Annotated in this window: 14 protein-coding genes; 12 read left to right on the top strand and 2 right to left on the bottom strand. The window is 44.3% G+C overall.

The window, feature by feature from the left end; all coding sequences use genetic code 11:
• Positions 1–85 precede the first annotated feature (85 nt).
• Positions 86–499, bottom strand: a complete 414-nt coding sequence (gene fabZ, locus B3K91_RS08585) for a 3-hydroxyacyl-ACP dehydratase FabZ (protein WP_214060397.1) — start codon at positions 497–499, stop codon at positions 86–88.
• Between the two features lie 132 nt (positions 500–631).
• Here fabZ and B3K91_RS08580 point away from each other — a divergent pair, with 132 nt between their 5' ends.
• Genes B3K91_RS08580 through fabF form a run of 4 tightly spaced genes read left to right on the top strand, consistent with a single transcriptional unit; the run spans position 632 to position 4,015 of the window.
• A complete protein-coding gene (locus tag B3K91_RS08580) occupies positions 632–1,585 on the top strand; it encodes a DUF561 domain-containing protein (protein WP_292590359.1) in 954 nt (317 codons plus the stop codon).
• Positions 1,579–2,514, top strand: coding sequence for an ACP S-malonyltransferase (gene fabD / locus B3K91_RS08575; RefSeq protein ID WP_214060395.1), 936 nt, complete (start codon positions 1,579–1,581; stop codon positions 2,512–2,514). Before B3K91_RS08580 ends, fabD begins: the two co-directional genes overlap by 7 nt.
• Before the next feature lie 27 nt (positions 2,515–2,541).
• The gene (gene acpP, locus B3K91_RS08570; RefSeq protein ID WP_099828787.1) at positions 2,542–2,790 is read left to right on the top strand and encodes an acyl carrier protein; all 249 of its coding nucleotides are present in this window, start codon (positions 2,542–2,544) and stop codon (positions 2,788–2,790) included.
• A 1-nt stretch (position 2,791) separates the two neighbouring features.
• Positions 2,792–4,015, top strand: coding sequence for a beta-ketoacyl-ACP synthase II (fabF, locus tag B3K91_RS08565; RefSeq protein ID WP_292590358.1), 1,224 nt, complete (start codon positions 2,792–2,794; stop codon positions 4,013–4,015).
• Positions 4,016–4,133: 118 nt separating this feature from the next.
• Here the strand turns inward: fabF and trmB are convergent, their stop codons facing one another.
• Entirely contained in the window at positions 4,134–5,075 is a 942-nt protein-coding gene (trmB, locus tag B3K91_RS08560; protein WP_292590357.1) for a tRNA (guanosine(46)-N7)-methyltransferase TrmB, read from the bottom strand.
• Positions 5,076–5,246: 171 nt separating this feature from the next.
• Between trmB and hpt the strand changes: the two genes are divergently transcribed.
• From hpt to B3K91_RS08520, 8 genes are read left to right on the top strand one after another with little or no spacing between them, the layout of a single operon-like run.
• Positions 5,247–5,780, top strand: coding sequence for a hypoxanthine phosphoribosyltransferase (hpt, locus tag B3K91_RS08555; protein WP_214060392.1), 534 nt, complete (start codon positions 5,247–5,249; stop codon positions 5,778–5,780).
• Positions 5,780–6,091, top strand: a complete 312-nt coding sequence (locus tag B3K91_RS08550; protein WP_099828783.1) for a hypothetical protein — start codon at positions 5,780–5,782, stop codon at positions 6,089–6,091. The genes hpt and B3K91_RS08550 overlap by 1 nt, the downstream gene beginning before the upstream one ends.
• A complete protein-coding gene (locus B3K91_RS08545; RefSeq protein ID WP_214060391.1) occupies positions 6,088–6,984 on the top strand; it encodes a DegV family protein in 897 nt (298 codons plus the stop codon). Before B3K91_RS08550 ends, B3K91_RS08545 begins: the two co-directional genes overlap by 4 nt.
• Positions 6,984–9,341, top strand: a complete 2,358-nt coding sequence (gene recG, locus B3K91_RS08540) for an ATP-dependent DNA helicase RecG (RefSeq protein WP_292590356.1) — start codon at positions 6,984–6,986, stop codon at positions 9,339–9,341. Before B3K91_RS08545 ends, recG begins: the two co-directional genes overlap by 1 nt.
• Before the next feature lies 1 nt (position 9,342).
• On the top strand, positions 9,343–9,900 hold the full coding sequence (rsmD, locus tag B3K91_RS08535; RefSeq protein WP_214060389.1) for a 16S rRNA (guanine(966)-N(2))-methyltransferase RsmD: 558 nt from the start codon (positions 9,343–9,345) through the stop codon (positions 9,898–9,900).
• Positions 9,897–10,346 carry a Mut7-C RNAse domain-containing protein gene (locus tag B3K91_RS08530; protein WP_292590355.1) on the top strand — a complete coding sequence of 150 codons (450 nt, stop codon included), beginning with the start codon at positions 9,897–9,899 and terminating at the stop codon, positions 10,344–10,346. The genes rsmD and B3K91_RS08530 overlap by 4 nt, the downstream gene beginning before the upstream one ends.
• Positions 10,343–13,054: a GAF domain-containing sensor histidine kinase gene (locus B3K91_RS08525; protein ID WP_292590354.1), complete on the top strand. Its 2,712-nt coding sequence runs from the start codon at positions 10,343–10,345 to the stop codon at positions 13,052–13,054. The genes B3K91_RS08530 and B3K91_RS08525 overlap by 4 nt, the downstream gene beginning before the upstream one ends.
• Complete coding sequence (locus B3K91_RS08520) at positions 13,032–13,391, top strand: response regulator (protein WP_349680390.1); 360 nt, start codon at positions 13,032–13,034, stop codon at positions 13,389–13,391. Before B3K91_RS08525 ends, B3K91_RS08520 begins: the two co-directional genes overlap by 23 nt.
• The last annotated feature ends 1 nt before the right edge of the window (position 13,392 follow it).

Below are 13,392 nucleotides of genomic sequence, written 5' to 3'. Positions count from 1 at the left end.
CTTCGAAGGTGACGGCTTACCCCCTTTAGTCCCCTGTGCAGGATCAACGCCTAAATTATAGCACAGGGGTTTTTTCTTTCCAAAATCATTGATCTAGCGAAGTGACAAGTAGAACTGCCTTGACAGAAAGTTTGCCGTCTACAAAAGCTGTAGCATCTATTTTGGCAAGATTCATCTTTCTTCCAATCAGTCTGATTGAGTATTCGAGTCTGCATGGAGGTTTAACTATGGTCTTGAACCGAGCCCTTTCTATTCCTACGAACAAAGGGGTTGTCCCAGGCTTTAGAAGAAGAATTCCCGCCGTTTGTGCTAGACCCTCAATTATTAGTACTCCCGGGTAGATTGGGCACCCGGGAAAGTGACCTCTGAAAACGGGATCATCTTCAAGGATATCTCTGTAAGCTTTAGCCTCCGTTTCTCCAATAGATGTTACACCATCCACTAACAGAAAAGGGTCTCTGTGAGGAATTCTCTCTTGAACATACTCCTTGTCTTTCAAAGCTCTCCTCCTGTAGCGTTTCCGGTCAATAAGACCGCAAAGCGTCCGAAATCCATACTTTATTGGTCTCCTTGGGCCCTGGTATAGTGTTGCTGACTCTTTATCAGCATTTCCGTGCCAGGAGGAACGACATTGACGAGACAGGGAAGAACACTAACTGAACTATTAGGAATAAAGTATCCAATATTACAGGGAGGGATGGCCTGGATTTCAGACAACGGCTTGGCAGGGGCTGTTTCAAATGCTGGCGGGTTAGGGATTATTGCTGGCGGTAGCCTTTCGGCGGAAGAGTTACAGACTGAAATCCGAAGAACAAAAGAGATCACATCAAAACCTTTTGGCGTAAATATTATGCTTCTCTCTCAGAACATCGAAGATCAAATAGAAGTTGTCTGCCGAGAGAAGGTACCGGTGGTGACCACAGGTGCAGGAAGCCCATCACGCATTATTGAAAGGCTCAAGTCTTCTGGGACAAAAGTAATCCCGGTTGTTGCTTCAACGGCACTTGCACGAAGGCTCGAAAAACAAGGTGCTGACGCAGTAATTGCCGAAGGAATGGAAGCCGGTGGCCATATCGGAAAGGTGACAACAATGGTTCTGGTGGCTGCCGTTGCATCCGTAGTAAAGATCCCCGTTATTGCTGCCGGTGGAATCGCAGATGGAAGAGGGCTCGTAGCAGCTCTTGCTCTAGGGGCAAGCGGAATCCAGATGGGAACAAGGTTCATTTGCACGACGGAGTGTTCGGCACACCATAATTACAAAGAAAGAGTTCTTTCATCAAATGAGCTTGATACAGTCGTTACAGGGATCTCAACCGGACATCCTGTCAGAGCCTTCCGAAATAAATTGACTAGGAAGATTGAAGAACTTGAAAGACAAGGTAACGGAGTCGAGGCAATTGAAAGAGTGGCGATTGGCGGCCTTAAAAGAGCCGCAAGAGAAGGTGATCTCAATTTTGGCTCGCTCATGGCCGGTCAATCTAGTGGATTGATCAGAGACATCAAAAGCGTAAGTGAGTTGTTGGAAGAAATCATCGGGGAAGCCGAAGAGGTCATCGAAGTTTTGGGAGGGATCAAGAGATGGTAGCATGGATATTTCCTGGTCAGGGGAGTCAGTACGTTGGAATGGGAAAGACGCTGTTCGAGGAAAGCGCCATAATACGAGAATTCATTGGGCTCTCGGGCCGAATGCTTGGATTTGATATGTTAAGATTGATGCTTGAAGGTCCGGAAAGTGAGTTGACTCTTACACAGAATGCTCAGCCGGCTATTCTCTCTGTCAGCATCGCTCTTTCGGATTTCCTCTCGGAAAGGGGTGCTAAACCTGATATTGTAGCAGGTCTATCTCTTGGAGAATTCAGCGCGCTTACTGTTGCGGGATCACTTGAGTACGCTGATGCTCTTCGACTTGTCAGGTTGAGGGGAATAGCGATGCAAGAAGCAATTCCACCCGGTGAAGGAATAATGGCGGCAATCATAGGTTTACCCAATGAGGTCGTAGAGAAAATCTGTCTGGAAATCTCTTCTGAAGAAGAAGTTATCGTTGCCAATTACAACTGTCCAGGCCAGGTTGTGGTTTCGGGAACTACAGAAAAAGTGCGTTTGGTAACTTCAATGGCACTGGAAGCAGGTGCTAGAAAGTGCGTTGAGCTTTCCGTCAGCGCACCTTTTCACAGTCGATTCTTACAGCCAGTAGGCGATGTCTTGCGGGACTTTCTGAAGGACGTCAAGGTGAGTCCTCCTAGAATCCCCGTGATCTCAAACGTCACTGGAGACTTCTTCCCCGAAGATCCAGAGGAAATCAAAGAACTCATAATCTCCCAGGCATATAAGCCAGTTAAATGGGAACAATCAATAAGAAGAATGATACAACTTGGCTCGGACAGATTCATTGAAGTAGGACCCGGAAAGGTTCTTAGCGGATTTATGAAGAAGATTGATAGAAACGTTTCGATTAGCACAACAGATTGCGAAAGCCTTGAAGTAATAAGAGAATTCCAGGAAATCGCTAACTAAAATACTTTTAAATGAGAGGTGAGTTCAATGGAAAAGACGTCTACTGTACAGGAAAGAGTGATTTCGATCGTAGCAGAGAATCTGAGTATTGAAGCTGGAGAAATCGTCGGAAGTTCAAGATTCATAGAAGATCTTGGAGCTGACTCCCTTGACTTGGTAGATCTTGTAATGGAACTTGAAGACAAATTTGATATCCAGATCAGCGACAGTCAGACTGCAAGCTTCAAGACCATCGATGACGTTGTGAAATTCATAATCAAACTGGAAGAAAGATAGGATGAGAAGAGTCGTAATAACTGGAATGGGTATAATTTGTTCAATAGGAAAGAACCTATCGGAGTTTTGGGAGTCGCTAGAATCTGGTAGATCTGGTATTGACTGGATTGACACTTTTGATGTCACTCAGTTTGGATCAAAGGTTGCTGGTCAGGTAAAAGACTTCGATCCTGTTGCATTTATGGGCAAAAAAGAAGCAAAAAGAAACGCAAGATTTGTTCAGATGGCTGTTGCAAGTGCTTGCCAGGCGTACGATGATTCCGGTCTGGACGGAAAGATTTCTAATCCTGAAAGGGCTGGGGTGGTCTATGGTGTAGGTCTAGGCGGAATGGATGTCATTGAGGATCAGCACTCCGTCTTGATGGAAAAAGGCCCCTCGAGAATCAGCCCTTTCCTGATTCCCATGACTATCGCGAATATGGCACCAGGACTTCTCGCCATACGTTTCATGTTCAAGGGTACAAACTTCACTGTGTCCACAGCTTGCGCCTCTGGCACAAATGCGATTGGTGAAGCAACGAGGCTTATAAGAAATGGGATAATCGATATCGCGATGACCGGCGGTTCTGAAGCCACGATCACGCCCCTTGCTCTTGCCGGCTTCTCGAATATGACAGCCCTATCACGTGGAAATCCTGAAAATGCTTCAAGACCGTTTGATCGCGAACGCGATGGATTTGTTATGGCCGAAGGATCCGCAACACTGATCATCGAGGAATACGGGCATGCTTTGAAGCGTGGAGCAAAGATCTACGGGGAAATCGCCGGATACGGTTCAACCGATGATGCGTTTCATATCACTTCACCCGAGGAATCTGGCGATGGAGCTTACAGAGCTATGAAAATGGCTCTTGAAGAAGCCGAAGTTGACCCATCAGAAGTTGACTATATTAACGCTCACGGCACTTCTACACCCTTAAACGACTTGATGGAGACACGAGCCATAAAGCGTCTATTTGGGAGTAGTAATGGGCTCAACATAAGTTCCACGAAGTCAATGGTCGGACATGCCCTGGGAGCCGCAGGAGCAATTGAATCTGTAGCAACTCTTCTTGCAATTCAGAACTCTTTCGTTCCACCAACGATTAATTACTCTATCCCCGATCCTGAATGCAATCTGAACTACACACCAAATTCAGGAGTTGATAGGAAAATCAACTACGCCCTAAAAAACTCATTTGGCTTTGGAGGCCATAACGCTTCTTTGCTATTCAAGAAGCTCTAACTATCTTAATCGGGCGGGGCGCATCTGCGCCCCGCCATAGCTATGATTTGCCCGGTTCAATGAAAGCGCTTCCTACCCTATTAAGAAAAGCAGAACTTCCCAAAAATGCGCCTCACTATTAAGCTCGACTTTCGTCACCAAGTATCCGAGATAGCGTTCTAACGGCGAATTTTACCGCTCTGGTCCTAAAAGGTTTCGCTTGACTATCTAGTTGAATCAGCCAAACTTCTTCCCTTTTGGAAAGACTTATATAGAATCTTTGAGAATAGCCTCTGTCAACCGAAAGAGTCTCAATTAGAAAGACCTCATTGTCAAGCTTTCTGTAGACCCCCATGAACTTGACAAACATCTCATCACTAGAAAACGACCGCCCTGCAACTCTATCGAGCCGGGACTTGTCGATGTTCTTCACCCACAAATGCGACAAGTTAACCACATCCTCTTCACATTTCACTGCTTTGCTGTTTCTTCTACAGATGAGTCTGAATATCTCCCTCTGCATAGCCAGCCATTTTCTCTCGTATCTAGTTCCCACTCCGGCCGTTGGATTTATTTCGACTGTGTCCGAATCGAAGAGACCAGTTAGGTCTACGCTCGAGCTCATCTCAGAGATGAATTCCTTCGAATCGGAATAGAGCTGAAAGAAACCCCCTTTTTTTAGAACCCGCCCAATCTTCAAAACGAAATTGAGGTCGTTCAGCCGCCGATTTGAATGTCTTTTCTTTGGCCACGGACAGGGGAAATTCATATAAACACCGGACAGTGAATCCTTAGGAATTACGTTATTTAAACAGAAAGACGCATCCGTCAGAAGCACTCGGACGTTTTCTACAAGCTCTCTCTTAAGCGATTTAAGAAGTTTCTCTGTGCTTATTACAGACAACTCAACTCCCAGGAAATCTTTTGCAGAATTATCAATCGCTTTCTGAACAAGGAACTCGCCACTACCGAACCCCACTTCCAGGTATGTTTCGCTTTCCCTCCCAAAGATTGTAGGCAAATCTAGAGGAATCTCATATTCGGAAGCGTCGAGGTAATTACTCAGAAAATGTTGATCCATACAATCGCCCCATTCTGTAGGCAAAAAGATTAGCCAAGAAATCCGTGCAACTTCACAAGAAGGATTGTAACCTACTCAACCTCGCATTTCCACTTAATGCTTCATAAGAATAGATCGTTTCATAGTCTTTCTACGATGGTATAATTATCATGACTGCCGGAGGTGAAGGAAATGCTCTTTGATCCTGCTAAGATCGCGGTTCTTTACTCAGAAGAGGCCCTTGAGAGAATTGTTAGTAGACTTGCAGAAGAAATCAACAGTTACTACTCCCCGATTACTGAAGAGATAACGGCTGTCTGCATTCTGAAGGGCTCAGTTCATTTCTATAGCGATCTCCTAAAGAGACTTGAGTTGAAGGTGCGCTATAATTTCGTTCATGTTTCCAGTTATTCAGGAGTCTCCACTACGGGAAGAATTCGTGTGAAGACATGGGTGGATGAATCTGTTACGGACCGTTACGTTCTTCTTGTTGAAGACATAGTTGACACCGGAGGAACTTTGAGATACATAATAAACTATATCTGGAAGCAGAAACCGGCAGACGTGAAACTGGTCTCGCTCTTTGAAAAGACTATTCACGATCATGGAGTTGTGATAGACTTTACCGGCGAAAGAATAGGCGATCAGTTCATTGTTGGATATGGACTTGACTATGATGAAGTATACAGAAATCTACCTTACGTAGGTTATTTGAAAGGTGATTGATGAGAAGAGGCAACATTGTTACACTTGTTCTCTCTGTCTTACTTCTGAGTATCTGTATGATAACTTCTTTTTTTGCACTGAGTGTAGTGAACTCAAATCGCAAAAACACGCAGTTAATGCTTGAGGCTTCAGTAAAGAGAGGAGTAAGGGTTTCTGCCGAAAGACTTCTTCAGTTCAGCATAGATAATGGCAGACCACTTGCTGTGGAACTTAACGGGTATTCACTGGAGACTGATTTTGTCGATGGTAGATGGTGCGTGAGAATAGATAACGGAGACGACCAAGAGCAGATTTTCGCCGAAGGAAGGTGAACGAATTGATTGCGGTATCCGTTGATTCAGGTTGTGCGCCAACGAGAAGTTTCGTTGAGGAGCATAAACTCTTTTTCATGGGAATGAAAATCATTATTGATGACAAGGAATATAACGACGAGTTTGACTTCATGGAGAATGTTTTCTACAATATCGTCGAAAGCTCCAGAGAGTTTCACACAGCTCAACCGCCACTCGGACAGGTTCTTGATTACTACAATGACATAAAGTCAAAAGGTTACACGAAGCTACTTGATATTCATTTCTCATCGAAGATGTCGGGTCTGTATGATACTTGCGTTATGGCCTCCAAAATGGTGGAGGGGCTGGAAGTCACAGTTGTTGATACCAGAAAAGTCTCTATTGGAGCTCATTTGATCGCTAAGAAACTTATTGAGTTAATAGAACGAGGGTTGGAGATCGATGAGGCAATATCGAGAGTGCCGGAGATAATTCAAGACACGTTCATGGAATTCAGCGTTCCCACGCTGAAATACTTGATAAAGAATGGAAGAATAGGAAAAGCACAGGGGCTAGCCGGAACCTTGCTCAACATCAAGCCGATTCTTTCAGTTGATGAAGAAGGATATATTAGTCCTGTGGCGAAGCTTAGAGGTATGAAGAAGTTGCAGGAGCAGATGGTTTCAAACGTCCTTGAGTTTCTCGAGAGAAGGAGAGAATCAGTTGTTTTGTACTCGATCTACGGGAGCGAGGAGTACTCGGATATTGCGAAAGAAACAACCGAAAAAACCGTCGAGTTGATCGAAGAGAATTTAGGCATCCAAAGAAATGAGATTGAACTTGTTACCGGAAGAATCTGGCCAACAATAGCCTGCCATAGCGGACCCGCAGTCTTTGGCCTGGCGTGTTACGGGGAGAAAGAAAGAAAGTAATGCTTTTTGAGCAAGTCCTTGACGAATGTGAAATGCTTTTCGAAGCTTCGCTCTCAGGAAGAGACAATGAAGTTCTCTTCTCAGAACTGAAGCGAATCGTATCTCAGACAGACAAAGAGGAGTTTTCCCGATTTCCCTTACTCAACGAATACTTGTCCAAATTCGTCTCCTACTTCTCGAAAAGCGAAGCGCTTAGTCAAGATAGAAGGAAAAAGAGACTGATAAATGGACTCGAAATGGTAGCAAAGTTGAGAAGGATTTTCCTTCTGCGAACTGTTGACGAAATCGAGGCGCTACTAGGAAGGCCCGCATCACTCTCAACACCCATAAAGTATGCTTACTCAGTCGGTGAAGCAAGATCCAAAATTCTTAAGAGAATGGATATCGAAACAATTGGTGATCTAATCTATTACTTTCCGAGAGACTACGAAGATCGAAGGGTGATTCTCCCGATTTCGTCACTTTCAGCTGATTCCAAGGTAAGTGTAAGGGCGAGAATACTTAACTTCTCAGTTAAGAAGGTTTCAGGCTACACGATAATCTCTGCAGTCGCAGGCGATGGCTTCGGTCAACTGCTTCTCAAATGGTTCAATCAGGACTACATTCTACAAAAGCTCAAGAAAGACAAAGAGTATCTCATTCACGGATTGGCAAAGAAGACCCCATTTGGTCCTCTGGAGATGAACTCTCCGGAAATCGAAGAAGTGAATGGCGAAGTCTCGGGTGAGATTCTGCCCGTCTACTCCCTTACTTCAGGAATCTCTATGAAAATGATGAGGAAAATAACCAAGCGCAATCTTGGTGTTGTGAGATCCCTAGAAAACCTTATCCCTCTGAAGATCAAAGAAAGAAGGCAGCTCCTCGAAAGAAAGCATTCATTCACTGCGATACATTTTCCCAAGAGCATGTTCGAAGCAAGAAAGGCTCGCGAAACGCTTGCATATGAAGAGTTTTTCTTATTTGAGATTGCAGTTCTTTCTCGTAGAAGACAGATGAGGTGTAAATACCAAGGCCTACCTAAGGAAATCGCCGGGATTCTCGCCGAAAGACTTGTAGAGTCCCTGCCCTTTGAGTTAACAGAAGATCAGGTAAAGGCTTTCAGAGAGATAAGAGATGATATGAGGGCCACCTCGCCAATGAGCAGGTTGCTTCAGGGAGATGTGGGCTCTGGAAAGACACTTGTAGCCGAACTGGCAATCACAGACAACTATGAAGCTGGATATCAGAGCGCCTTGATGGTTCCAACGTCTGTCTTGGCAATGCAGCACTTCGAAAAGATGAAGAAGGATCTTGAACCGCTCGGTATCGACGTCGCACTGTTGACTGGTTCACTCAAGAAGACTGATCAGGAGAGTATCAGAACCAGATTGACAAAGGGAGAGATAGACGTAGTGGTTGGAACCCATTCCCTAATTCAGGAGGGTGTGGAGTTCAGAAGCCTTGGTCTTGTTGTGGTTGACGAACAGCACAGGTTCGGAGTTAAGCAACGTGAAACATTGACTTCAAAGGGGAGACTTCTTGATAGTCTTGTCATGACTGCGACTCCTATCCCCAGAACACTTGCCTTGACGGTATACGGTGATCTTGACGTATCAACAATTCATACGATGCCAAAAGGAAGATCGCCAGTACGAACGATACTGCTTGCCCGAAGCAGGATCGATCATCTCTATTCATTCATTTCGGAGGAAATAAAGATGGGTCATCAGATTTTCTTCATTTATCCTCTCGTAGAAGAGTCAGAGCAAGTGGACCTGAAAAATGCAACAGATGAAGCGGCAAGGCTAAGAGAGAAAGTCTTCCCTGGTACAGGAGTGGAACTGCTCCATGGAAGACTAACCGACACCGAAAAGCAAGAGATTATGCAGAGATTCAAATCAAAGAAGAGCATGATTCTTGTTTCCACAACTGTTGTTGAGGTAGGAATTGATATACCTTCGGCAACCGTTATGGTTATTGAACACCCCGAAAGATTTGGAATGGCGCAACTTCACCAGCTCAGAGGACGTGTAGGAAGAAGCAATCTCAAGTCGATCTGCGTCATGCTAATGAACCGAGCGATTTCGGGCGAAGCGCTCTCGAGGTTGAGAGAGTTTGCTTCGACCGCAAGTGGATTTGATGTTGCTGAGCTCGATCTTAGACTTCGAGGCCCCGGTGAGTTCGTTGGTTTGAGGCAGCACGGAATGCCTCAATTTCTTCTCGGCGACATTGTCGATGATCGAGATCTCCTTTTCAAAGCCAGGGAAGATGCTCAGGAGACTATTGAAAGAGACCCCGATCTTCTGGAGCATGGAGCTCTCAGAATCGAAATGCAGAGGCTATACTCGGAAAGAGTAAGATTGATAGAGGTTGGATAGTATGTTGGTCATAACGGGAGGGAAGTGGGCTAGACGATCTATAAAGACTCCTCCAAGGAGGAGTACAAGATATACACCTCAGTCCGCCAGAAAGGCCCTTTTCGATATAGTGGACGTGAGCTCGAAGACCTTTCTTGATCTCTTCTCAGGAAGCGGGATAATTTCTTTTGAAGCATTGAGCAGAGGCGCAATAGATGTAACATCAGTTGATTCATCAAAGAAGGCATGTCAATCAATTCTCGAAAGCAAGAATGGACTTGATCCTTCAGCGGACTTGAAAATAGTCTGCTCCGACTTTCGCAGAGCCATCCCTTCCCTCGTAAGAAAGGGTGTTGAATTTGATATTATCTTTGCAGATCCCCCTTTTGATGAACAATATATTAAACCTCTTATTGAATTGCTAGAACAAAACTCTGTCGTTCTAAACTCTAGAAGTCTCCTGATAGTCGAAACTTCAAAGAGAGAAAGCGATTCTCTTGCAAGAACCGGTACTCTGTTTAGGCTTATCGATCAAAGAGAATATGCAGGGATAGTATTCTCGATCATGGTGAAGAAATGAAGTTCCTAGTTGAAGACTCTCTTACAAAGCTGGCGAAGAAGCTCCGGTTTCTTGGCTTCGACACCGAGATATGCTCAAGAAATGAGATTGAAGGAGCTGTCAGTAATCGAGACGTATTTCTTACCAAGAGCAGGAAAGCTCTCGAAATTGCAATGAGATTCAGGATCAGATGTTACCTTATCAAATCTGAGAACTGGAAGTCGCAACTGAAGTCGGTCGTTCACAGGTTCAGGATAAATTACAAAGATATCGATTTCCTCAGCAGATGTTCAAAATGCAACGGCGAGCTAGAAATAGCCTCTCTTGAAGATCTTTGCGGAGTACCGGACTATATACTACTTACAAAAGAGAGCTTCTCAAAGTGCAAGAAATGCGGTCATATCTACTGGGAGGGAAGTCATGTTGAGCACATGAGACTGATAATAGAGATTGTCGAGAAGTGGTGATTGAACTGAGAGGAACGGGGTTTGAAACATCTTCTGATGAGATAATCCAGAGAATACTGAAAAGAATAGCGCTGGAAATCTCATCGGAACCATCACTCTTTATTCTGGAGAAGTACCGGGATGTCTTCAAGGAAGTGAATTTCAGAGAAGGATTCACCCGTACAGGAAGGGAAATTGGATTGAATAAGAATCCCTTTCTGAGAGAACTAAACAAAGCTGAAGTGTTCGAGAAGGAGATAGTCCTTTCTACTCATCTCGAGGAACACAAGGAAAAGGTTAAGTTCATAGGTTTGTTTTGCGAGGGTGAACCGCTTGGCCTTTTGACCTTCCCTACAAAATCTAAAGTCAAAGGCTCACTCGGAAGCTGGATAAAGGAGCTAGAAATGGTTCTGCACTATTCAATCAAGAGATCGCTAGAAGAAGAAGGCTACAGGAGACTGAAGCTTGTCTCTCGATTGACTTCGGTTCTCGAAACGGAAACCGATTCGGAAGAGCTTGTATATAGATCTCTTGAAATTGCCAGAGAGATGTTAAGGGTTAGATGGATCTTCTTTCTTGAAAGGCTTGACACCTCATTTCACCTTAGGGCAGCGATTGGTGAAGGAACAAGTCCTTTACGAGGAATAGAGATGAGTATTTCCGATGAGCAACTTGATGTTCTCTCAAGAGAGAGGCTTTTTGTTTCAGCCAAGAAGTCGGATCTTTCATCAGTAATCTTCACAGAAGAAGTCTCCGTGGGTTCGTTCATAGCAGTTCCACTCTTGGTCGAGGGAATGGTAGTTGGATTGATTGTTGCTGCCGATAGAGAAGAGGTAGAAGGTGAATTCAGAGCTTACAAACACCTTGACAGAGAAGATTTGAAGATGCTTGATGATATGAGTAGAAGGATGGCATTTGCCATAAGTAGGTTAAGACTTACTTCTCGACTGGAAATAGAAGTGAGAAAACTCAGGCAGCTCGGAAAGAAGCATGAGGAACTAATAAGCGAACAGAAAGAGCAACTCTTCAAATTGAGCGTGCTTCACAAAATCACAGAGGCAATGAAGAGAAGCCTTGACAGAGAGAGAATAATTAGAATTCTTCTTATGGGCGCAACCCACTCCTCCGGACTTAAATTCGATAGAGCAATATTCTTCAGAGTGGATAACGCACGTTCTGTTCTTGTTGAAGAGAGCAAAATGCTCTCAAAAAGCAGAGAAAACTCGGACAGATCAGTGTATAGCGATCTAGCAAGATATCTTCAGGATGTGTCGCTTGAGGAATCTTCAAAAGATGAAAATGAATCTGGGGCGTTGATTTCTTACCCGGGTAATATCATCCTTGAGAGAGTAGTCCTGAGGAAGAAAATCGTTCATGTCACACCCGAAATGCTTAGGCTGAGAGGGGAAGAGTTGGCTCTTCTCAATAGGATCATCGGTTCAGATGAATACTTGATTGTTCCCGTATCCGGTGAAGAAAAAGTATTAGGAATTCTGATAATCGACAACAGTGATTCTGGAAAGAGAATCAGCAATGCCGATACGGAGATTCTCGGGTTGCTTGCCGACAGCACAGGGGTAGCTCTGGAGCTTACGGAGAACTACGAGAGAATTGTCCAAATGGCTGAGAGCCTTGAGAAGGAGAAAAACCTATCTAATTACTATCGTAGGTTTGTATCAAGTATTCTTCAGTCTCTCGAATCGGCAATAATCGTCTGTTCGGTTGAAGGCAAAATAACAGAGGTAAACAGAACCGCTGAGTTCCTTCTTGACGTCAATAGAAATGACCTTATCGGAAAGAGCATCCAGTCCATGAATTTGAAACTCGACGGTATCATCGAACTACTCTTTGACGCGATGAGAATTGGAGAGACGATTACTTTGACTGATCAGCATTTTAACGCTTTTGGCGACAAGTATTTCGATGTTCAAATAACACCCTTGAGAGAAGAGAGAAGAAAGAAGCTTACCGGTGTGATTCTATCTCTAGATGAAATAACTAGAAGAAGAAAGCTGGAACAGGAGTTGAAAAGCAGAGAAAAACTCGCTGCTCTCGGAGAAATGTCTGCCAAAGTTGCTCACGAAATCAGAAACCCCATCACGATAATCGGCGGTTTTGTTAAGAGGATTCTGGCCTCTTCCGACAGGGAAAAAACTAGAGAATATGCGAAGATACTTATGGACGAACTCCGTAGACTCGACAGCATAGTTGGAGAAGTACTAGAAGCCTCGCGAAGAAGGAGTGTAACAACGGACGAGGAGTTCGATCTCGTTTCCATAACACGCGAGATACTTGCCGGTTTTGAAGAAAAAGCCGACCAAGAAAGTGTTAAACTTGTTCTATACTCAAGAAAAGATAAAATTGAGTATTACGGCAACAAAGACAGGATTAAACAGGTAATAATTAACCTTGTTCAGAACGCTATTGAGGCTTCTGAAAGTGATGGTGAAGTACGGATAACTATTCAAGAAGAAGATGATAGTATAGACTTTTCCGTCTGGAATGGCGGAAGAACGATACCAGAGGAGACCTTGAAGCGTATCTTTGAGCCGTTCTTCACTACCAAGACCCTTGGCACGGGTCTAGGACTTTCGATATGCAAGAAGATTGTTGAGGAACACGGGGGAGAGATTTCCGCTTCAAGCGGAAGCGGAGGAACTAACTTCACTTTCAGGTTGCCGACTAGAAGAGTTGGGAGGTTTGATCTTGAAAAGAGTGCTGATAGTTGAAGATGAAAAGAACATGAGGCTACTCCTTGAAGAAGAGCTCAAGGAATCGGGATATGAAGTCGAGGGCTCAAGTAGCGCAGAAGAAGCTCTGAGCATCTTAAAGCAGGGAACATCGTTTGATCTCATTACTATCGATGTTGAAATGGAAGGGATAAATGGACTTGAGCTAGCCGGCATATTGCGCGAAAAATATCCCGATAAGAAGATCGTTCTTTTGACAGCGTATACACACTACAAACATGATCTCTCTTCTTGGGCCGCTGACGCGTATGTCGTTAAGTCACCCGATTTCTCGGAATTGAAGTCTGAGATCAAAAGACTCCTGGAAGAGAACTGAA

It is taken from the genome of Mesotoga sp. UBA5847 (assembly GCF_002432735.1).
Taxonomy (GTDB): domain Bacteria; phylum Thermotogota; class Thermotogae; order Petrotogales; family Kosmotogaceae; genus Mesotoga.
This window is presented reverse-complemented; position numbering and strand designations above follow the sequence as displayed.